The sequence below is a fragment of the Bacillus halotolerans genome, assembly GCF_004006435.1.
GTDB lineage: Bacteria > Bacillota > Bacilli > Bacillales > Bacillaceae > Bacillus > Bacillus halotolerans.
In genome coordinates, this window is sequence record NZ_CP029364.1 from 2,288,566 (window position 1) to 2,308,833 (window position 20,268).

Genomic DNA, 20,268 nt, shown 5'->3' on the forward strand with positions numbered 1-20,268 from the left:
TGTAGAATACAAATAGGAAATTCTATGCAGGAGGAGAGTGTGTATGTGGACGGTATGGCAGAAAAACGGAAAGAACTTGGTGAGTTTTTAAAATTAAAAAGGGCGCAGCTTTCTCCGCAAGAATTCGGATTGCCTTTAGGCACCAGAAGGAAAACGACAGGCTTAAGAAGAGAGGAAATGGCCCAGCTGTCCGGTATCGGTGTCACATGGTACACATGGCTGGAGCAGGGAAGGGATATTCGGGTATCGACACAGGTACTGGAAAGCATATCAAGAGTGCTCAAATTGAATTACGAGGAGAAACGCCATGTTTTTCTGTTGGCAGGACAACATGTTCTTTTAGATGATCAGGATGAGGAAAACAAGAGCCTTCCTCTGGCTGTGCGGCACTTTATTGATCATTTAACCAATTGCCCTGTTTATGTGACTGACGAAAAGTGGGACGTTATTGCTTGGAACACGGCAGCGTGTGCTGTGTTCGGCGATTTTGGCCAAATGGGCAGAAAGGAAAGGAACGCCGTATGGCGATGTTTCACGTCAAAAGAGTACCGGGATCTGCTGGACGACTGGGAAAGCCACGCCAAAAAACTCATCGCGCAATTTCGATCGACAGCCAGCCGGTTTCTCGGGGAAGCATGGATAAAAGAGCTGATCGATCAGTTAACCGAAGTAAGCCCGGAATTTAAAAAATGGTGGAACCACCACGAAGTGTTAGGCACTCACGCAGGAGAAAAAGTGCTTCTTCACCCGGCAGCGGGCACAATGGTAATGGAGCATATGACATTGCAAATTTATGATTCACCGGATTTGAAACTGACCATTTATCGGCCGTTAGAGAAAGAAAATACGGCAGATAAATTGAAAGCTTTACTTGTAGACAGCTAAATAGCTTATTACCTTAAAAAGACGGCAGAAAGCGCCGTCTTTTTTTATTTCATATCTTCATAAATGTCAGAGGCTTTTGCCTTTATTTGTTTCTTATTGGCTTTCGGTTTTTTCTCTTTTTTCACAGCTTCATAGACAGAGGCTGTCACAAGGTCGCCAGCCTGCTGAAGGCGTTCTTTGCTGATATGTTCAATAGAGTCTTCAGGGGTATGGTACCATGGCTCTACTTCTTCTGTTTCCGGATCTCCCCAAATAAAGTTAGCGGAATCTATACCGGCTTCATGGAACGGCACATGATCGGATGAGCCTCCCTGTGTCAGAGACAGGCTGTCGAATCCAATTTTTTCAGCGGCCGTATGGCTGGATTCCCAAACATCGTTAGATTGTCCGTCCAATGTGTTGACATACAGCTCAGACGCATTCTCCCAGCTTGTACCCACCATGTCTAAGTTGAAGTTCACTTCGCTTCGTTTCAACTCTTTTTCTGATAGATGATCTACATAATGAGAGGAGCCGAGCAGGCCGAGCTCTTCAGCGCCAAAGGCGATAAAGCGGATTTCCTTGTCAGAAGGAATGCTTTTCAAGACGCGTGCCATTTCCAGCATGACAGATGTGCCTGATCCGTTGTCATTTGCGCCGGGCGAGAAAGGAACACTGTCATAATGGGCTGTAACGTAGACAATATCAGGATTTTTGATGTTCTTTGGTTTTTTGATACCGATGATGTTCTGAGAGGTTTGGTTTGAGAATGCTTTTAGTTGTAAGGTTGCTTCTTTTTGCTGGATAAGAGTTTCACCGTCTTCTTTCTTAATTCCGACGACAGGAATGCTGACTGTATTTCCTGATAGATTTGGGGTGACAGGCACAAGGCTTTCCTTATTATTGTAAATGATCACAGCCGTTGCGCCGGCTGTCTCGGCATTCCTGGCTTTCTCATAAAATGTCAGGTCTCCTCTTGAAATCAAAGCGATTTTCCCCTTGGCGTCAGCGGAGAAATCATCAGGATATCCTAAACCGGCGTGATAAAGCGGAGCGTTGAGGCCCTTTTCTTCAGTTGGTGTAGAGCCGGATGCCGCCCGAATGAGGATCTCACGGCCTTCTGAGGATAGCGTTCCTTCAAGTCGGTCAGGAATGCCAAACGTTTGAACCTTCACATCCAGTTTTAATTTTTTCAAGGATGAAGCGATCCATAAGGCACTCTTTTTTTCGGCAGATGTCCCGGCTATTCTGGGGCCGATTGTTTCACTAAGCTGTGAAATGGTTGAGTATGCGCGCTTTGCTTTGAATGGGAGCTCGCGCTGGCTATCTGATATTTGAACAGCATGCGCAGCAGGGGTGACACTCTGTGCCGGCAAGAGAACCGTGCCGGCCGTTAAAACGGCCATCGTCATTACAGTCAAAAGCTTTTTCATAAATATGAACCTCCCCTAATGTTTGGATGGGGAATATTTCGGGATGCTAAAGGATTTTCCTGCAAATTGAAGCGCATTTTTGAAAAGACAGTTCTTTATACCTGAAAAAAACGCTTATGAAAGCCGATTTCATAAGCGTCAGGACATCAAATTATTGGAGTTTTAAAAACTTGCGTTTGCCGACCTGGATGATCATATTCTCCTCTATCTCTGCATCGGCGTTAATGTCTGTTATTTTCTCTCCGTTAATCCGGACACCGCCGTTTTGAATCATGCGGCGCGCCTCGCTTTTCGAAGAGAGAAGATCAAGAGTGACGAGCAGATCGGTCATCGCGATCGTTTTCTCACCTTTCCAGTTCACAGCCGGAATATCCTCAGGCAGGCTGTTTTCCTGAAAGACTGTTTTGAAAGATTGTTCGGCTGCTTCAGCGGCTTCTAATCCGTGGTACATTCGGACAATCGTTTTGGCTAAAAGCATTTTGGCATCCCTTGGGTGAACGGCGCCGGTTTCTAAGTCCTTCACGAGCCGTTTTTTCTCTTCAAGCTCCAAGTCCGTTGCCAAATGAATGTATTTTTTCATCAGGCTGTCGGGCAGTGACATTGTTTTCCCGTACATGTCGTTCGGATGTTCGTCAATGCCGATGTAGTTGTGTTTCGATTTCGACATTTTCTCAACACCGTCCAAGCCTTCCAAAAGCGGCATCAGGATGACGACTTGTTTTTCTTTGTTGTATCGTTCTTGAAAATGCCGCCCCATCAGCACATTGAAATGCTGGTCTGTTCCGCCTAATTCAATATCGCTTTCCAGAACGACGGAATCGTATCCCTGCATCAACGGGTAAAAGAATTCATGCAGGGAGATCGGCTTTTGCATGGCGATGCGTTCTTCAAAGTCATCGCGTTCCATCAGGCGGGCTACTGTTATTTTGCCTGCCAAGTCAATAACGTCCTCCAGATGCAATGTTTTCAGCCATTTCGAGTTGTAGTGCAGCTCGACTTTTTCTGGATCAAGCACTTTCCCGAATTGCTGGAAGTATGTTTTGGCGTTGTGCTTGACCTCTTCATCGGTCAGCTGTTTTCTGGCCGCGGACTTGCCTGTCGGATCACCGATTTTTCCTGTGAAATCGCCAATCAAGAGCTGCACAATGTGGCCGTTTTCTTGAAATTGGCGAAGCTTGTTTAAAACGACCGTATGTCCCAGATGAACATCCGGTGCAGAAGGATCTAATCCGAGTTTAATTTTTAGCGGTGTGCCTGCCGCAATCGATTTGACAAGCTTGGCCTTTAATTCCTCCGGCGGTATGACTTCTTGGGCGCCTGTCATATATAGATTAAGCTGTCTTTCGACTTCTTTTTGCTGTGCTGCTGTGAGCTGATCAAATGTTTTCATCGTTCTTCCTCCTTTTTTAGAAACACAAAAAGAGCCGCATCCCGATAAGGGACGTGGCTCAATGCACGCGGTACCACCCTGGTTGAAGACATTGTCTTCCGCTCATTCGAATAACGGTTTCCCGTCCTTTGCTACTAACGTTCACAAAGAAAGCTCGGGGAGGTAATTCGCTTTTGCCTGTGTGCCGGCTCGCACCTTCCGCCGGCTCTCTGAAACAGGGAGACAAACCGCTACTGGATTCCCGTCAAAGCTTATGATGTATGAAGATTGTCCGCTACTTTTCTAAGCAGTCCTGTCAGGGTTTTCTGCTCCTCTTTTGTCATGCCCGTAATCAATTGCGTTTCCCCTTTGTGAAACTCGGGGTAGAGGTTTTCGATCGCTTGTTTGCCAGATTCAGTGATTGTGACAAAAACCAGTCGCCGATCTCTGGGATCGATGCTTTTGGAGCAAAAGCCCTTTTTTTCGAGCGTTTTGATCACGTTGCTTGCTGTTGCTGTTGAAATGCCTGACAGCTCAGCGATTTTTCTCGTTTCGAGTTTGCCCCATACCCATAGATCGTAAAGAATGGAGAAAGCGGTCCAAGATAATTTGTAAGAAGAAAGAACCTCAGTCTCCATTTTGACACGGAGCCTTTGCGCAGACCGATACAGATTCGTCGCGATCGAAATGGCTTCCAGGTTGAGTGACTCAACGGGCATTTGTTTAAGCTTGCTTAGTGTGTCATGCTCTTCTTTGCGAAGCTGCTGCTGTTTATCTAAACGTTCCATTTGTCGCCGCCTTAAATTATCAGAATCATTAGCTATGAAATGAATTGTAGCAGAGACGATGGTGAACTTCAAGCCTATATTTTTCGGTTGCATAAAAAAAGCCAAAAGAACACCACAATAAAGAAAAACCCGCAGACGGGGGTGCAGTTGTGCAAAAATATGTTCAAGGCGTGTATAAACATGATCCGTTTCATCTGTTTTCGACAGAGCATGCAGTGACATTAAGCTTGATCGGCATGCTTGCCATTCTTTTGTTTTTGTTCCGCCGGCCACTCAGCCGGCCAGCATTCAGTACATTTCTGCGCTATTTGTTTGTGTTTCTTTTGCTTGCTTCACAAATTGGTTACCAAATATGGATGATCGCCGCGGGCAGGTGGTCGGTGCGGACTTCTCTGCCCCTTCAGCTGAGTGACTTGTCTGTGTATTTATCAGCTATTATGCTGGTGACAAAAAGCAGAAAGCTGTTTGTGTTTTTGTATTTTGTCGGCATCGGAAGCTCCCTTCAGGCGCTTCTGACCCCAGACCTTGGTATGTTCTCATTTCCGCATGTGCGGTATATTCTCTTTTTTATGTCGCACGGATCCGTGTTTCTGTCCTGTTTGCTTATGGCGGTGATTGGCACGTACAGACTCAGACAGCGCTCTTTATGGGTGACTGTATTGATTGTCAATCTGTACGGAGGCATCATTTATCTGGTTGACCGCTGGCTGAATGCGAATTATATGTATTTAACGAAAAAGCCGGGCGGTTCTTCGCTATTGGATGTTCTCGGGCCTTGGCCATGGTATATCGCCTCAGCTGAAGCCATTACGATCGCGAGCTTTTTCATCCTTTATTGGCTTTATCGGATATTCAAAAAATAACACCTTTTTTGTTGTAAAGCACATTCTATTCAAAAAAATATTGGAGATTAGTGTTTAATTTTCTGAAAAAGGGAATGTAACTTGTACAACACAAAGGGAGATGAATACCATTGAAGAAAGATGAAATTATGCATATCGTATCATGCGCAGATGATAATTATGCTCGTCATTTAGGTGGGATGTTCGTTTCTTTATTGACAAACATGGACCAGAACAGAAAAGTAAAGCTATATGTGATTGATGGGGGAATTGAGCCTGATAACAAAAAAAGGCTGGAAGAAACCACATTGAAGTTCGGCGTGCCGATTGAGTTTTTAGAAGTGGATGCCAACCAGTATGAACATGCTGTGGAAAGCAGCCACATTACAAAAGCGGCGTATTACCGCATTTCGATTCCTGACTTAATTAAGGATGAGAGCATTAAGCGGATGATTTATGTCGATTGTGATGCACTTGTCCTCGAGGATATTTCGAAACTATGGGACTTGGACATCGCTCCATACACCGTTGCTGCTGTGGAAGATGCGGGGCAGCATGAACGTTTGAAAGAAATGAATATCACTGACACGGGAAAATATTTTAACTCTGGTATTATGGTTATTGATATGGAACCTTGGAGAAAGCAAAACATCACAGAAAAAGTTCTCAACTTTATCAATGAAAACGGTTCTGAAGATTTTCTTGTGTTACATGACCAAGATGCGCTGAACGCGATCTTATATGATAAGTGGTATGAGCTTCATCCGCGCTGGAACGCTCAAACATACATCATGTTAAAACTGAAAACACCTTCGACACTGTTAGGACGGAAGCAATATAATGAAACGAGAGAAAACCCGGCAATCGTCCACTTCTGCGGCGGAGAAAAGCCTTGGAACTCCAATACAAAACATCCGTATCGCGATGAGTATTTCCATTACATGTCCTATACAAAGTGGAATACGATCGGAAACCCGGCTATCAATCAATAATCTATATATGAAAAAACGCTTTTGATCATCTCAAAAGCGTTTTTTGTTTGTCAGCGGGCCACTGACCGATGATAAAAGCGCTGAATATGCATGGCGATATAGCACAGTTCTTTTTCAGGAAATTCAAAGCCGTATTCTTTTTTCACAAATGTGCCGATGCTTTTGGCGCATAGGAAAGCATCCTTGAATCTTTCTTTAATGATGGCGATCATTTCTGAATCCAGCTCGTAAATGGTTTCGCCTGCTTTGATATGCTGAATGGCAAAGCGCAAATGGGTCACGAGCCTTTCGTAAGAAATGGTATCCTCCACAATGTTGATTGACAGCTGGGTTTCAATAATGCCGATAATATCACGGATCATCGTTGTAATATCAAGTGTCTGTGTCATGTCGCCGGCGTTGTTTCTCGCTGTGTGAATGTGCATGGCGATATTGCCGATTTCATCCTCAGGAATCTCAATGCCCAGTTTCTCTTTAATCAGCGCTCTAGCCCACATGCCAATTTGGAATTCCTTCGGATAAAGAACTTTGATCTCATTCAGCAGCGGATTTTTGATGACCATTCCGTTGCTCAGGCGTTCGATCGCAAATGAGAGGTGGTCTGAAAACGCAACGTGAATCCGTTCGTTGATTTTGATGTTGAGTTCTTGTTCAGCATGGGAAATAATTTGCTCGGAGATTTGAATATGGTCTTCCGGCAATGTTTCTAAAATCTCTTCGAATTGTTTATAGTCAGGTGTATCTTTTCTGACGAATGTTTTTTCGATTTTAGACGGATCGACAATATCATTTTTTCTTTTGTCGAACGCAATTCCTGCACCCAAGAGAATCTTCTCTTCATTTTGATCCTTTACGACGATTGCATTATGATTTAAGATTCTTTTAATTTTCATAGCTTTTTGTCCTTTCATCCCCCGTTTTATGAATGAAATCGAATAAATCCAGTTATTCTGTCTCTTCTTTAAACCCGAGAAACAATGTAGCTATAAAAGCAGAGACGGCCGCGATCAAAAAACCGATCATATAATGAACAAAATTCGCAATGCCAAACGGCAGCACGATTGAAATCATCGGGATGCCGGTCAGTCCGTAGGAATTCGAAACGACGTGTGCCCCAACTACATACGCCCCGCCGAGAGCGCCTCCAATAGCGGCTCCGATAAAGGGGCGGATCAGCTTCACATTTACTCCGAAAACAATTGGCTCCACAATGCCTAAAAAAGCGGTAAGGGAAGCGGGGAGCGCGATTTTCTTCAGGCTTGACTGCTTCGTTTTGAAGAAAACCGCCAGTCCCGCTCCGCCTTGCGCCACATTCGCCATTGACCATATCGGCACCAAAAAGTTCACACCCACATGAGGGTCAGCAAGCAAAGTCGCTTCAATCGCATAAAAGCTATGATGCAAGCCTGATAGAACGATAGTGGAATAGATGCCCCCGAAAAGAGCACCGGCAGCAATGCCCGCGTGGTGATAAATGTATTCAATCGATTGTGATATGACCTGGCCGATGATAGCTGCGGCGGGGTTCATCACAATCAGTGCGAGACATCCTGTCACCATCACAGTGATAAAGGGAATGATCACGACATCAAGTGACTTGGGCACAATCGTTTTTAAAAGCTTCTCAATTTTGCTCATGATATAAATGGAGAGAAGAATCGGTATAATGGCGCCCTGATAGCCCATCAATGGAATGTGCAGCCCCCATATGTCTAAGGAAGCGGGGGTTTTGCTGCCGAGCATGGATGGATCAAGCAAATCAGGATGAGTCAGAAGCCCTCCTATCAATGCCCCTAAAAATGGGTTGCTGCCAAATTGTCTGGCGGCACTGAAGCCAACCAAAATCGGCAGCAGAATAAAGGCGGTGCTGGACACGAGATCCAGCATTTTGATCCACGGGCTGTCGGCAGAGAACCAGTGAAAGACCTGAATCATGCCGATCAGCCCCATGAGCAAACCGTTTGCTGTTATCGCCGGGATAATCGGCATGAAAATATCGGACAGCGTTTTAGCAAATGTTGTGACGGGGTTCAGTTTGCGTCTGGCATGTTTCTCTTGAACAGCCTCTTCAGAAGGCGATGCCTCCCACACACAAACGACTTCTTTATAAATTTTGTTGACGATACCTGCCCCAAAAATAATCTGGAACAGGCCATATCTGAAAAAGGTGCCCTGCACACCTTGCAGATTCTCAATAGCACGTATGTCGATTTTCGTTTCATCCTTTACTTCAAAACGAAGACGAGTTGTACAGTGGCTGATGCTGATAATGTTGCTTTTTCCTCCTGCGAGGAGCAATAATTCTTTCGCAATTTCTTTTTGCAAACAATAAAAACCTCCTCTGCTGAAGAAAAGTCGGCTTGTTCATCGTATCAAATGAAAAGTTGACAATCAAAATGAAAAAAGTGAGAAAAATGTAAAGCGTGCAGAGCCATCAAAAAATGCCCTCGTCGGGTGACGGGGCATTACGAAACATATAAAGCAGAAATGTCATTGGCGCCGTTACGAGCCCAACACGAAAAGAAGAGTTAAAATGCCTTCTTTTTCTAGGCACTAATACTCCCTTTGCATCGTTGGGTCTTGCCTGCTTGCCAGTCACAATCCCGCAATATGCAGTTGATATCTGTAATACCGTTCATTTTATGCTGTTCACAGCAGGATAGCAATAGTATGAAAAGCCTGTGAAGCAAATGGGAAAAAGGTTGCGTACACAGTTTAACAGACGAAAAAACCTTTAAGACGTAACACTCATCTTAAAGGTTTTTCAATTATTTCTTCGGCTTAACGGCGTTCAGCCGTTTTTGCAGCTTTGTTTTTTCATGGGATGCTTTTAATTGATTTACTGCGGACTGAGCGGCTGTTTTTGATTTTTTTGTCTTGTCTTTTTCCGCTTTTTTCACTTTGGCTTTGGCTGTTTCGACTTTTTTGGCTTCAGCTGCTGCCACTTTTTTCTTCACTTTATCTAACCGTTTTTGCAATGACGTTTTGTCTTTTCCGGACTGAAGTTCATTGACGGCCTTTTGGGCTTTCGCCGCGTTTGCGTCAGTTGATTTCTTTTCCGCTGCGGCGACTGATTGCTGCGCCTTTTTTACATTGCTGCTTTTCACTTTGTTGAGACGCTTCTGCAGGGACGTTTTTTCTGAGCCTGCCGGAAGCTTGCTGACTGCCGATTGAGCGCTGCTGACATCTGTTTTCTTTTTGCTTTTTTCCGCTTTGGCGACTTTGTCCTTTGCTTGCTTTGATACGATATAGCGCTTGACCTGATCTAACCGTTTTTGCAGGTTCTTTTTATCCGTGCCGTTCGGCAGTTTGTTGATCGCGGCTTGTGCTGTATCAACGGTTTGCTGGGTTTTATACTTTTCTGCCTTTGCCACTTTGTCCTTCGCGTCTTTTACATTTCTGTATGCCTGAACGTTATCCAGTCTTTTTTGCAAAGCTTTTTTGGCGCTGGAATTAGGCAGCTTGCTGACGAGCTTTTTCGCTTTGTCGATATCGGCTTGTGTTTTTGTCTGTTCGGCTTTTTTGACCGCTTGCTCAGCCGCCGCGTACGCTTTATCTGCCTGCTGGGCTTTATACCGGATCAGGCCATAGCCGAATTGCTGATCGCGGCCCGTAATTCCGAGATCAACGATGTTTTTCTGCATGAGGGCGCGAAGCTGCACGTTCGTGTTACCAGGATCACGCTGTTTTAATAACGCAAACATGGCAGCGGCGTGCGGGGTCGCTTGGGATGTGCCGCTTCCCGTCGCGTAATATTGATGTAAATACGTGCTCGTGATGTCTGTTCCCGGTGCTGAAAATTCAACTTGATTTCCTGTTGTTGAAAAGGCTGCAAGCTGATTGTGTTGATTTGTCGCTGACACTGCAACGACACTGCTGTATGCCGCCGGGTAATTTACTGGCTTGCCGTTTCCTTCATTTCCGCTTGCGGCAACGAGCAGTACGCCTTTTTCATATGCTTTGTCCATGGCGTCATGAAGAATCTGGCTGTCTGAAGACGTGCCAAGGCTCATATTGACGATATCCATTCCATTCGCTATCGACCAGTCGATCCCTTTGAGAAGACCTTGAAGATCTCCCGAGCCGTTCTGATCCAGCGCTTTAACCGCATATATTTGTGCTTCCGGTGCGATGCCGTCAATTCCGTAGCCGTTATGCTTAGCGCCGATAATCCCGGCGACATGTGTTCCGTGGCCGTTATCGTCTTTGTAAGAAGAGGTGTAACTGACAGCTGAGTACCCGCCGGAAATCGACAGGTCGTCGTGGGGGGAGATCCCGCTGTCAATGACAGCGATTTTGACGTTTTTGCCTGTCAGCCCCTCCTTCCAAGCCTGTTTGACCTGAATCGGTTCAAGATTCCATTGTTCGAAGTTGTCAGTGGTGTCGGCGTTCTCTGACAGTACTTTGAGGTCTGTATTGTTCGCTGCAGTGAACGTGACATTGTTTTCGACATACAAAATATCAGGATCCTGTTTGAATTCTTTTACTGTCTCTGGATCTGCTGTAACAGCTACCGCCGGAAGATGCTGATACTGCTGCTCAACCTCAGCATCACTGTCCAGGACGGTTTCCTTGCCGTCTTTGTTTTTATAGACCACAATGACCTCTTTCTCGCTGCTGGTTTCTGCATGTGCAAGAGGCTCTAGGGCGAGAAAACTGAAAAACAGAGTGACTGATACAACAAGTTTGCAAAATGTGGTTTTCATGGTTCTGCTCCTTTTTCTATGATGTTTGATATATATATCGGAGGAAAATGTGATTTTGATAATAAAGAGGAAAGATTTCTTCGTTGACAGGGTTGTTCAGAAGAATGCAGATTTTTTCCACAGAAAGAGGAAATTTTCCGCATGAATTTGTAAGCGTTTTCAAAATAAGATAAAGAAAACATTGCAAAGGTTGTTTACAAAGCAGTGAAAAAAGGGGGCTTTTCAGATGAGCGCGTTCACTCGGGTGATGGAAGAAAAAATCATGCCTGTCGCTGGGAAAATTGCCGGGCAGCGGCATCTCAGCGCTTTGCGTGACGGAATTGTTTTGACCATGCCGCTGATTATTATCGGTTCTGTCTTTTTGATTTTAACCAGTCTGCCGATTCCCGGTTATGCTGATTTTATGACGAGCGTGTTTGGGGAACAGTGGGCGGATAAGCTCGGCTATCCTGTTAATGCTTCATTCGATATTATGGCAATGATTGCGGCTTTCGGGATCGCCTATCGGCTGGCGGAAAGCTACGGTGTTGATGCCCTGTCGGCCGGAGCGATTTCAATTGCAGCCTTCTTATTGGCAACGCCGTTCGAGGTGCCTTTTACGCCGGATGGCTCAACAGAATCAATCATGATCGGAGGCGGAATTCCCATTACATTGCTCGGCAGCAAGGGACTGTTTGTCGCCATGATCATCGCCTTGTTTTCGACTGAAGTCTATCGGTACATCATTCAAAAAAATATTGTGTTTAACATGCCTGACGGCGTGCCGCCGGCAGTAAGTAAATCATTTGTCGCGCTGATTCCCGGCTTTATTATCGTATTTCTTATATGGCTGGCGCGTCTTCTGATTGAAATGACGCCTTTTAAAAGCCTGCACAATGTCGTCGGAGACCTGCTCGGCACGCCGCTTTCCATCCTTGGCGGCAGCCTCGGCGGGAGTCTGATCGCTGAATTCGTGCAAATGCTGCTTTGGGCGTGCGGCATTCACGGCGCTTCGATCATCGGCGGTATTATGGCGCCGATTTGGTATGGCGCCATGGATGCAAACCGTCTCGCGTTTCAAGCGGGCGAGGCGCTGCCGAGTATTTTTACGACTCAGTTTTTTCAAATTTGGATCAATGTCGGCGGAAGCGGAGCAACGCTGGCGCTTGTACTCACAATGCTTGTGCGGTCCCGGAGCAAACAGATGAAGCAGCTCGGCCGATTAGGGATTGGTCCTGCGCTATTTAACATCAACGAGCCGATCATTTTCGGCATGCCGATTGTGATGAACCCGCTCCTTATCGTTCCGTTCATCATAGCCCCGCTCCTCACAATTACCGCCACTTATATCGGCATGAGCACAGGACTGGTGGCAAGGCCTGCCGGAATCGCCGTGCCATGGACCATGCCGCCGCTCATATCAGGGTACCTGGCGACAGGCGGAAAAGTATCTGGAGCGGTCATGCAGCTGGTGAACCTGCTCATTACATGTGCTATCTACTATCCGTTTTTCAGAATATGGGATCATCAAAAATGGAAGGAAGAGAGTGCGGTTGAATCCGGGGATAAAAATGCGACGTGATGTAAGCTGTAATAGATCATCAGCTGTTAAAGGGCTGATGATCTTCTATCAACTATAAGTAAATGTTAGAATATGTAAAGGGGGTGCCCATGCTAGAATACATATGGTTAGATGACGAATCACCAATCTTAAAACAACTACCAGTTGAATATACATCAGCTGCTATTTTATTTTCTCCTTTTATTCAAATGCCTGAAGGATGGGAAAAAGCTAAGAGAAAAAATGAGTATGAGCATATTTATCCAAATGATCAAGAAGTAAGGGAAAAAGGAAAAGCAGTTACATGGAAAGAGATCATGTCTTCATGCGGATTCCAAACACATGCAGAGCTGGCGCTGGCTTTGAAGACATCGATATTTGCTTTAAGGGATGAGTACGCGAGAGAGGATGTGGCTGAACTTTTACACGCGAACTTAAAAGGAGATCTCTTTTATCCCAGTGAGGACCATATTTCAAATTTTCATATTCCCGGTTTGGTAAAAGTGCTTCGTTACAACGGGTCCAATCGGTTTTATTACTCAGAACCAATTGTGGAAAACAGCGGCTTTCTGGACACAACTGAGGCTAACTTACGGACGGTTCTTGATGAAGCCGCCGCAGAGCTCATGTTGACTGATGAGAAAATGGATTTTGTATTTATGAGTGTATATGACTCATTCATTAATGTTTTTCTTGCGAAAGATGAAAACATTCATGACATGGTTCAGCGTATGGGCTGGGAGGCCATGTTTTGCGATGAAACCGCGTATATGAATTGGTATAGATAAGAAAAGAACGTACCTCTAAACAGAGGTGCGTTCTTTTTTCTTACCGCTGAAAGAACTCTATCCACTCGCCGTCAGGACCTTCGATATAAAAATACCGATACCCGTTTGGAAGTGTTGTGATCTCTTCGTCGATAAATTTCGCATTCATTCTTTCCGCTTTTGTATATTCGGCCGCGATGTCATCAGTCAGCAGGGCAATGTGATGCACTTTACCTTCGGCGGGAAGCTCGCTGCTGTAGCCTTGAATCAGTTCGATTTCTGTTTCCGGACCATCTTCAAAGCCAAGAAAAGCAAGCTCGATAATACCGTTCGTATGAGTGATGCGGTCCTTCAATTTCATGCCGAGAACCTCTTCATAAAATGAAATGGACGCGTTAATATCCCTTACCATAATGCCTGTATGGTCAATTCGTTTTGCCATGCTGTTCCTCCTAGAAACTCTTTTTGTCTATCGTAGAAAAACCTTTCCTTTCTGTCAATGAAGACATCTTGGCGTTTTGTGGTACGATAAGAAAAAGCAAACAGAAAGAGGACGAACATATATGAAGCTACTCACCCTAAAGCAAGCACATGCTGCAAAAATCAAAAAAGGCTATCCGCTCATCGAAAAGGAAGCTCTCACCGGCAGTGCGGGGCACGTCAAAGAAGGCGACCTCGTTGATGTCGTGTCTGAAAGCGGCGAGTTTCTCGCAAGGGGCTATTACGGCCTGCAAAACAAAGGGGTCGGCTGGACGCTCACCCGCAATAAAAATGAACAAATCGACCAAGCATTTTTCCTCAGTAAATTAACAAGAGCGGTACAAGCGCGTGCAAATCTTTTTGCGACGCCTGATACAACGGCTTTCCGTCTCTTCAACGGGGAGGGCGACGGCATCGGCGGCGTCACTGTTGATTATTATGACGGATACCTGCTGCTCCAATGGTACAGCAAAGGCATTTACACCTTTAAAGAAACGCTCATTGCCGCTCTGGATGAACTGGATATTGAATATAAAGCGATTTACGAAAAGAAACGCTTCGATACGGCTGGACAGTATGTCGAGGATGATGACTTCGTGAAGGGAGAAAGAGGCGAGTTCCCGATCATCATTCAAGAAAACGGGATACAATACGCGGTTGATTTAAACGAAGGCGCCATGACAGGCATCTTTTTAGATCAAAGACATGTGCGCAAAGCGATCAGAGACCGCTATGCCAATGGAAAAAACGTCTTAAACACGTTTTCTTATACAGGTGCGTTCTCAGTGGCGGCAGCGCTTGGCGGAGCGGAGAAAACAACAAGCGTGGACGTGGCAAATCGAAGTCTGGCCAAAACGATCGAGCAATTCAGCGTGAACAAGCTGGATTACGAGGCGCACGATATTAAAGTGATGGATGTTTTTAAATACTTCTCATATGCGGCGAAAAAGGATCTGCGCTTTGATCTGATTGTTCTCGACCCGCCATCCTTTGCCCGCACAAAAAAACGCACCTTCAGCGCGGCCAAGGATTATAAAAATCTGCTGAAGGAAACGATCGCCATTACAGCCGACAAGGGCATCATTGTCGCCTCTACAAACAGCAGCGCCTTCGGAATGAAGAAATTCAAAGGCTTTATCGATGCCGCGTTCAAAGAAACAAATGAACGCTATACGATCATAGAGGAATTTACATTGCCGGAGGACTTTAAAACGATGTCAGCATATCCGGAAGGCAATTACTTAAAAGTTGTCTTTCTGCAGAAAAAATAAAAGAAAAAAGCTGCCCGGTTCAGGGCAGCTTTTTATGTAGAAATGATTTGCTGGACGCGTCCGATACGGCCATCTTCCAGACGGACTTTAATGCCGTGCGGGTGATAGCTTGATTTCGTCAAAATATCCTTCACTGTGCCTCGCGTCAGTTTTCCTGTTTTTTGATCCGCTTTCAAGACAATATCAACCTGTAATCCTTTAGAAATGCTGCTCCGCTCTTGCCCGTTCATAGCACACTTCCTTTCTTTTTATTCATTATAGTCGTTATGGTTTAAAAGTAACAGCCGGCTGATGAAGCGTATGTTTATTTTTTTCTGCTTTTATTAAATATAATGTCAGCCCTGCGCCCGCTATGCTGAGAATGGCGAAGAGCAGATAGACCGCGAAGATGGAAACGTAGTCAAAAATGTATCCGCCAACAAACGTACAGAACCAGTTGCCGAATCCGTTGCCGATGGCGGCGTACATGGTTAGCGCTGTCGCCTCCACATGGCTCGGGGTAATCTTTTTGACGTACTGCAGCGCCACCGGAATAAATAAACCAATAGAAACGCCTTGGAGACATACCGTCGCATAAATGATCCATAACGAAGGCTCTGTGAAGTAAAGCGTCCATCTGAATAATGAAACCCCGCCGGACAGTATGATGACATTGAGCAATCCCATTTTATCTATGAATTTCTGCGCAAACCTCATAAACGGAATTTCTGAGATCACTCCGATAAAAAATAAAAGGCCAATGGCGGAAAGAGACGCGCCGCTTTTGTCGAGAAACAGACTGAAGTATGTATTGTTCGCTAAATTTGGTGCAAATGTCGTAAAGGTGATGATCATAAAGATGAGGAAAGGTTTGTTGCTGACCAGCTCCCGGAACCCTTTGCGGATATTGATCTTTGTTTTTGTTTTCTGCTGGCCCGGCATCTGTGAGGCCAATATGGCTGCCATGCACAGAAAGGCACAGCCAAAGATAAAGATGACGTGAATGGGGTACAGCTGATTCGTCACCTGTCCCATGACAAACACCGCAATGCCGAATCCGAGAGAACCAAACAGGCGGATTCCGCCGTAGTTTCCGTTTGTTTGTTGTGTGTAGCGTAAAGAAATGCTGTCTGACAATGGAATGATTGTGCTCTGAAAGGCTGCAAAACAGGCCGCAATCAGAATAAACAGGGGAAAGCCGTCAAATGCGATGTAGCCGAGCCCGATGACACCTGTTACAGATGTACAAACCGCAAGCAGGCTTTTTGTTTTTTGCGTATAATCACTCAGCATACCCCAAAACGGCTGGAAAAAGATCATCACAATCGGGCCGAGTGACATAATCAAGCCGACTTGTGAGCCGCTTAAATGCTGTTCCTTTGTTAAATACATACTGAGCAGCGGAATGATACTGCCTGTGCCCAGGAAAGCAAACAAATAAAATCCTTTTAATGCTGCGTAGTGCCGTTTCACCTGCAAGTTATGCATGGGGGTGCCTCCTTTGGTATCCACAAATTACATTATATTGTAATTTTGCAGCTTTTCAATGGAAGGAGACACAAAAAAACTGCCCTTGCCAGGACAGTTTTTTCTTCCTACATAAATGAAAGTAAAAACGGCGCCGCGCAAAGCGTCATAATCGCCGCAAGGATCATTGACACGCTGGAAATCGTGCCGGACACTGAGCTAAGCTCAAATGCTTTGGATGTGCCCGCTCCATGTGCGCTTGTGCCGAGCAGCACGCCCCGCGCAATTTCGTTATCAATGCGAAAATAGCGGATGACCATCGGCCCGATGACGGTGCCGAACAATGCAGTCAAAATGACAAATATGGCTGTGACCGCAGGCATTCCGCCGATCATTTCAGATACGTTCATGGCGATCGGCGTTGTCACTGATCTTGGAACAAGGCTGTCAATCAAGCCAGTTCCGAGGTGAAGCCATTTCGCAATAAGAGCTGTAGAAATAATCGCGATGCATGAGCCGAGGGCGACGTTTAAAATAATTTCCACTGCGTATTTCTTTAAAACAGGGAAATATTTATAAAGCGGGATCGCAAATGCCACGGTAGCCGGCTGAAGCATATCGGTCAGCACTTCACCGCCGAGATTATATGTCTCATACGGGACATTAACCAGCAGCAGCAGACCGACTAACACAGCGGGCGTCACCAATAGCGGCGACGTATAGACTCGCGGAAAACGCGAATATACTTTTTTTGCTCCTAAATACACCAAAACCGTTAATAACAAACTTACAATTCCGATGAACACGTATGTTTTTTCTCCTTTCTTTTCGCAATGATTTGTGTAAGCGTTCCTGTGGACACCATCACGACAAACGTGCTGATGATGACAACAAGCAAAATGCTGACACCGAATTTTGACATAATGTCTCCGTATTCAATCACTCCGACGGCAGACGGGATAAAAAATAAAAGCAGCTCCCCAAGAAGCCACGCCGCGCCAAGCTCTATCCATTCAAGCTTGATGATTTTAAAGTGTAATAATGTGAAAAGAATCACAATCCCAATTATACTGCCGGGAATATTTATATGAAGAAGGGCTGTCACCCAATTAATCAGCCGAGCAAATATAAATAACAGAGCGATTTGAATAACGGTTAGCAACAGTTTTTTCATATTGATGCCTCCCTTATATTCATATTGTACATGAGGTTGCGCTATAGGTAAAATATATATTAAGCATAATAAGTATTCCTTTTGTCTATAGAAAGGGTGAAACAAATGGACATCCGCCATTTAACATATTTTCTGGAGGTCGCCCGTCTGAAAAGTTTTACGAAGGCGTCTCAATCACTTTATGTTTCTCAGCCGACGATATCGAAAATGATCAAAAATTTAGAAGCGGAGCTTGGGATCGAGCTTTTTTACCGAAACGGCAGACAGGTGGAGCTGACGGACGCCGGCCATAGCATGTATGTGCAGGCGCAGGAAATCATTAAATCATTTCAAAACCTGACATCTGAGTTAAATGATATTATGGAGGTCAAGAAGGGGCATGTGCGAATCGGACTGCCGCCGATGATCGGCTCAGGATTTTTCCCGCGAGTGCTCGGCGATTTTCGGGAAAATTATCCGAATGTGACCTTTCAGCTCGTTGAGGACGGCTCTATCAAAGTCCAAGAAGGCGTTGGGGACGGTTCTCTTGACATCGGTGTTGTTGTTCTCCCCGCAAACGAAGACATTTTTCATTCATTTACGATCGTAAAAGAAACATTAATGCTTGTCGTACACCCTTCCCACCGGCTGGCGGGTGAGAAAGAGAGCCGATTACAGGATTTGAAGGAAGAGCCTTTTATTTTCTTCAGGGAGGATTTTGTTCTCCACAATCGAATTATGATGGAATGTATCAAGGCCGGATTCAGACCTCATATCATTTACGAAACCTCACAATGGGATTTTATCAGTGAGATGGTGTCAGCCAACCTGGGGATCGGACTTTTGCCGGAACGCATATGCCGCGGCCTTGACCCGGAAAAGGTCAAAGTCATTCCGCTTGTCGATCCGGTCATCCCTTGGCATCTTGCGATTATATGGAGAAAGGATCGCTATTTGTCCTTTGCGGCAAGAGCTTGGCTTGAACATACGAAATCGTATTTATGGGATCCGAAAAAAAGAGAGAGTAAAGGATGATGCTAATATGGATGCACAATCAGCAGCAAAACGTCTAACAGCCGTCCGGAAGCATAGCCCTCTGGTGCACAGTATAACAAACAATGTTGTGACAAATTTTACAGCGAACGGCCTGCTCGCCCTCGGTGCATCACCCGTAATGGCTTATGCGAAGGAAGAGGTCGCCGACATGGCGAAAATCGCGGGTGCGCTCGTTTTAAATATCGGAACGCTAAGCAAAGAAACCGTCGAAGCTATGATCATTGCGGGTAAATCAGCGAATGAACATGGCGTACCCGTCATTCTTGATCCCGTGGGGGCTGGAGCGACACCGTTCCGCACTGAATCGGCACGTGAGATGATTCGTGAGGTGCGCCTCTCTGCAATCAGGGGAAATGCCGCGGAAATTGCACATACCGTCGGTGTTTCGGATTGGATGATCAAAGGAGTCGATGCCGGTGAAGGCGGAGGCGACATCATCCGTCTGGCTCAACAGGCGGCGCAAAAACTGAACACGGTCATTGCGATTACTGGGGAAGTCGACGTAATTGCCGACGCATCTAACGTATACACTCTTCATAACGGCCACAAACTGCTGACGAAGGTGACAGGCGCCGGATGTCTTCTGACTTCAGTTGTCGGTGCTTTTTGTGCAGTGGAAAAAAATCCGTTATACGCTGCCATCGCTGCGATTTCCTCATATGGTGTTGCGGCACAGCTTGCCGCGCAGCAGACAGCTGACAAAGGTCCGGGGAGTTTTCAGATTGAATTGCTGAACAAGCTGTCTTCTGTCTCTGAACAAGATGTACTAGAGCTAGCGACAATAGAAAGGGTGACAGTCTCATGACACGTATTTCTCGGGAAATGATGAAAGAGCTATTATCTGTTTACTTCATTATGGGTTCAAACAATACGAAAGCTGATCCTGTGGCAGTCGTGCAAAATGCATTAAAAGGCGGTGCCACTCTGTACCAGTTTCGTGAAAAGGGCGAAGGCGCATTGACAGGAGAGGAGCGGATTGCCTTCGGCGCAAAGGTTCAGGCGGCATGCCGTGAAGCCGGAGTCCCTTTTATTGTCAATGATGATGTGGAGCTGGCACTGAAGCTGAAGGCAGACGGTGTGCACATCGGCCAAGAGGATGCGAAAGCAAAAGAGGTCCGTGACGCCATTGGCGATATGATCCTTGGCGTGTCCGCCCATACGATGTCTGAGGTGAAGCAAGCCGAGGAGGATGGAGCAGATTATGTCGGTCTTGGTCCGATCTATCCGACGGAAACAAAAAAGGATACAAGAGCTGTGCAGGGTGTGTCTCTGATTGAAGCGGTGAGACGTCAAGGCATCAGCATCCCAATTGTCGGCATCGGCGGCATCACAATAGAAAATGCCGCTCCCGTCATCGAAGCGGGGGCTGATGGTGTCAGTATGATCAGCGCTATCAGTCTGACGGAAGATCCGGAAGAAGCCGCACGCAAATTTTACGATGTTATTCACACATATAAGACCGGCAGATAACCCGATTTGCCTTCAAAAGGCTGTCCTGTAAAGGGCAGCCTTTTTGCTGTTCCGCCAAGGTTTTCAGACCTTCAAATTTTCATTGACAAAG

Annotated in this window: 20 protein-coding genes and 1 other annotated feature; of the genes, 9 read left to right on the top strand and 11 right to left on the bottom strand. The window is 45.7% G+C overall.

What is annotated here, in order from left to right; all coding sequences use genetic code 11:
* The first annotated feature begins 45 nt into the window (after positions 1 to 45).
* Positions 46 to 885 (top strand): helix-turn-helix transcriptional regulator, encoded by an 840-nt coding sequence (locus DIC78_RS11690; RefSeq protein WP_127696346.1) that lies wholly within the window; start codon positions 46 to 48, stop codon positions 883 to 885.
* A gap of 44 nt (positions 886 to 929) precedes the next feature.
* Here DIC78_RS11690 and DIC78_RS11695 read toward each other — a convergent pair whose 3' ends face one another.
* The 3 genes from DIC78_RS11695 to DIC78_RS11705 form a co-directional block, all read right to left on the bottom strand.
* Positions 930 to 2,297, bottom strand: a complete 1,368-nt coding sequence (locus DIC78_RS11695; RefSeq protein WP_127696347.1) for a M28 family metallopeptidase — start codon at positions 2,295 to 2,297, stop codon at positions 930 to 932.
* A 151-nt stretch (positions 2,298 to 2,448) separates the two neighbouring features.
* On the bottom strand, positions 2,449 to 3,687 hold the full coding sequence (gene tyrS, locus DIC78_RS11700; protein ID WP_106021898.1) for a tyrosine--tRNA ligase: 1,239 nt from the start codon (positions 3,685 to 3,687) through the stop codon (positions 2,449 to 2,451).
* A gap of 44 nt (positions 3,688 to 3,731) precedes the next feature.
* Positions 3,732 to 3,944 (bottom strand) — a binding site (T-box leader).
* A complete protein-coding gene (locus DIC78_RS11705) occupies positions 3,939 to 4,454 on the bottom strand; it encodes a MarR family transcriptional regulator (RefSeq protein WP_106019778.1) in 516 nt (171 codons plus the stop codon). Its footprint overlaps the feature before it by 6 nt.
* A gap of 149 nt (positions 4,455 to 4,603) precedes the next feature.
* On the opposite strand from DIC78_RS11705, the gene DIC78_RS11710 reads away from it, so the two are divergent.
* Positions 4,604 to 5,317 carry a YwaF family protein gene (locus DIC78_RS11710; protein ID WP_127696348.1) on the top strand — a complete coding sequence of 238 codons (714 nt, stop codon included), beginning with the start codon at positions 4,604 to 4,606 and terminating at the stop codon, positions 5,315 to 5,317.
* Positions 5,318 to 5,427: 110 nt separating this feature from the next.
* Complete coding sequence (locus DIC78_RS11715; RefSeq protein WP_024123317.1) at positions 5,428 to 6,288, top strand: glycosyltransferase family 8 protein; 861 nt, start codon at positions 5,428 to 5,430, stop codon at positions 6,286 to 6,288.
* Between the two features lie 50 nt (positions 6,289 to 6,338).
* On the opposite strand, the gene sacY is transcribed toward DIC78_RS11715, so the two are convergent.
* The 3 genes from sacY to DIC78_RS11730 form a co-directional block, all read right to left on the bottom strand.
* A complete protein-coding gene (gene sacY / locus DIC78_RS11720) occupies positions 6,339 to 7,181 on the bottom strand; it encodes a transcription antiterminator SacY (RefSeq protein ID WP_044160381.1) in 843 nt (280 codons plus the stop codon).
* A 52-nt stretch (positions 7,182 to 7,233) separates the two neighbouring features.
* Complete coding sequence (locus DIC78_RS11725) at positions 7,234 to 8,613, bottom strand: sucrose-specific PTS transporter subunit IIBC (protein WP_095712721.1); 1,380 nt, start codon at positions 8,611 to 8,613, stop codon at positions 7,234 to 7,236.
* A 443-nt stretch (positions 8,614 to 9,056) separates the two neighbouring features.
* The gene (locus DIC78_RS11730; RefSeq protein ID WP_106019776.1) at positions 9,057 to 10,994 is read right to left on the bottom strand and encodes a minor protease Epr; all 1,938 of its coding nucleotides are present in this window, start codon (positions 10,992 to 10,994) and stop codon (positions 9,057 to 9,059) included.
* A gap of 226 nt (positions 10,995 to 11,220) precedes the next feature.
* Here DIC78_RS11730 and celB point away from each other — a divergent pair, with 226 nt between their 5' ends.
* Both celB and DIC78_RS11745 read left to right on the top strand, forming a co-directional pair.
* Entirely contained in the window at positions 11,221 to 12,555 is a 1,335-nt protein-coding gene (gene celB / locus DIC78_RS11740; RefSeq protein ID WP_127696349.1) for a PTS cellobiose transporter subunit IIC, read from the top strand.
* 89 nt (positions 12,556 to 12,644) lie between these two features.
* A complete protein-coding gene (locus DIC78_RS11745; RefSeq protein WP_106019774.1) occupies positions 12,645 to 13,322 on the top strand; it encodes a DUF2711 family protein in 678 nt (225 codons plus the stop codon).
* A gap of 40 nt (positions 13,323 to 13,362) precedes the next feature.
* On the opposite strand, the gene glxA is transcribed toward DIC78_RS11745, so the two are convergent.
* Positions 13,363 to 13,743 carry a glyoxalase GlxA gene (gene glxA, locus DIC78_RS11750; RefSeq protein WP_010332375.1) on the bottom strand — a complete coding sequence of 127 codons (381 nt, stop codon included), beginning with the start codon at positions 13,741 to 13,743 and terminating at the stop codon, positions 13,363 to 13,365.
* 121 nt (positions 13,744 to 13,864) lie between these two features.
* Here glxA and DIC78_RS11755 point away from each other — a divergent pair, with 121 nt between their 5' ends.
* Complete coding sequence (locus DIC78_RS11755; RefSeq protein WP_127696350.1) at positions 13,865 to 15,052, top strand: class I SAM-dependent rRNA methyltransferase; 1,188 nt, start codon at positions 13,865 to 13,867, stop codon at positions 15,050 to 15,052.
* 32 nt (positions 15,053 to 15,084) lie between these two features.
* Here the strand turns inward: DIC78_RS11755 and DIC78_RS11760 are convergent, their stop codons facing one another.
* From DIC78_RS11760 to DIC78_RS11775, 4 genes are all read right to left on the bottom strand, one after another.
* The gene (locus tag DIC78_RS11760; RefSeq protein ID WP_010332373.1) at positions 15,085 to 15,282 is read right to left on the bottom strand and encodes a YwbE family protein; all 198 of its coding nucleotides are present in this window, start codon (positions 15,280 to 15,282) and stop codon (positions 15,085 to 15,087) included.
* Between the two features lie 34 nt (positions 15,283 to 15,316).
* Complete coding sequence (locus tag DIC78_RS11765; protein WP_127696351.1) at positions 15,317 to 16,519, bottom strand: MFS transporter; 1,203 nt, start codon at positions 16,517 to 16,519, stop codon at positions 15,317 to 15,319.
* Positions 16,520 to 16,626: 107 nt separating this feature from the next.
* Complete coding sequence (locus DIC78_RS11770) at positions 16,627 to 17,304, bottom strand: CidB/LrgB family autolysis modulator (protein WP_044159947.1); 678 nt, start codon at positions 17,302 to 17,304, stop codon at positions 16,627 to 16,629.
* On the bottom strand, positions 17,286 to 17,672 hold the full coding sequence (locus DIC78_RS11775; RefSeq protein ID WP_003222205.1) for a CidA/LrgA family holin-like protein: 387 nt from the start codon (positions 17,670 to 17,672) through the stop codon (positions 17,286 to 17,288). The genes DIC78_RS11770 and DIC78_RS11775 overlap by 19 nt, the downstream gene beginning before the upstream one ends.
* A 105-nt stretch (positions 17,673 to 17,777) precedes the next feature.
* On the opposite strand from DIC78_RS11775, the gene cidR reads away from it, so the two are divergent.
* Genes cidR through thiE form a run of 3 tightly spaced genes read left to right on the top strand, consistent with a single transcriptional unit; the run spans position 17,778 to position 20,177 of the window.
* The gene (gene cidR, locus DIC78_RS11780) at positions 17,778 to 18,686 is read left to right on the top strand and encodes a cidABC operon transcriptional activator CidR (protein WP_010332370.1); all 909 of its coding nucleotides are present in this window, start codon (positions 17,778 to 17,780) and stop codon (positions 18,684 to 18,686) included.
* 7 nt (positions 18,687 to 18,693) lie between these two features.
* Positions 18,694 to 19,512 carry a hydroxyethylthiazole kinase gene (thiM, locus tag DIC78_RS11785; protein ID WP_024123305.1) on the top strand — a complete coding sequence of 273 codons (819 nt, stop codon included), beginning with the start codon at positions 18,694 to 18,696 and terminating at the stop codon, positions 19,510 to 19,512.
* On the top strand, positions 19,509 to 20,177 hold the full coding sequence (gene thiE, locus DIC78_RS11790; RefSeq protein ID WP_106019771.1) for a thiamine phosphate synthase: 669 nt from the start codon (positions 19,509 to 19,511) through the stop codon (positions 20,175 to 20,177). The genes thiM and thiE overlap by 4 nt, the downstream gene beginning before the upstream one ends.
* Positions 20,178 to 20,268 lie beyond the last annotated feature (91 nt).

Excerpts from the sequence above, each read along its gene's own strand:
- cidR (WP_010332370.1), top strand. The coding sequence starts at position 17,778 with ATGGACATCCGCCATTTAACATATTTTCTGGAGGTCGCCCGTCTGAAA.
- DIC78_RS11765 (WP_127696351.1), bottom strand. The coding sequence starts at position 16,519 with ATGCATAACTTGCAGGTGAAACGGCACTACGCAGCATTAAAAGGATTT.
- glxA (WP_010332375.1), bottom strand. The coding sequence starts at position 13,743 with ATGGCAAAACGAATTGACCATACAGGCATTATGGTAAGGGATATTAAC.
- celB (WP_127696349.1), top strand. The coding sequence starts at position 11,221 with ATGAGCGCGTTCACTCGGGTGATGGAAGAAAAAATCATGCCTGTCGCT.
- DIC78_RS11730 (WP_106019776.1), bottom strand. The coding sequence starts at position 10,994 with ATGAAAACCACATTTTGCAAACTTGTTGTATCAGTCACTCTGTTTTTC.
- DIC78_RS11775 (WP_003222205.1), bottom strand. The coding sequence starts at position 17,672 with ATGAAAAAACTGTTGCTAACCGTTATTCAAATCGCTCTGTTATTTATA.
- tyrS (WP_106021898.1), bottom strand. The coding sequence starts at position 3,687 with ATGAAAACATTTGATCAGCTCACAGCAGCACAGCAAAAAGAAGTCGAA.
- thiM (WP_024123305.1), top strand. The coding sequence starts at position 18,694 with ATGGATGCACAATCAGCAGCAAAACGTCTAACAGCCGTCCGGAAGCAT.
- DIC78_RS11755 (WP_127696350.1), top strand. The coding sequence starts at position 13,865 with ATGAAGCTACTCACCCTAAAGCAAGCACATGCTGCAAAAATCAAAAAA.
- DIC78_RS11695 (WP_127696347.1), bottom strand. The coding sequence starts at position 2,297 with ATGAAAAAGCTTTTGACTGTAATGACGATGGCCGTTTTAACGGCCGGC.
- thiE (WP_106019771.1), top strand. The coding sequence starts at position 19,509 with ATGACACGTATTTCTCGGGAAATGATGAAAGAGCTATTATCTGTTTAC.
- sacY (WP_044160381.1), bottom strand. The coding sequence starts at position 7,181 with ATGAAAATTAAAAGAATCTTAAATCATAATGCAATCGTCGTAAAGGAT.
- DIC78_RS11705 (WP_106019778.1), bottom strand. The coding sequence starts at position 4,454 with ATGGAACGTTTAGATAAACAGCAGCAGCTTCGCAAAGAAGAGCATGAC.
- DIC78_RS11745 (WP_106019774.1), top strand. The coding sequence starts at position 12,645 with ATGCTAGAATACATATGGTTAGATGACGAATCACCAATCTTAAAACAA.
- DIC78_RS11760 (WP_010332373.1), bottom strand. The coding sequence starts at position 15,282 with ATGAACGGGCAAGAGCGGAGCAGCATTTCTAAAGGATTACAGGTTGAT.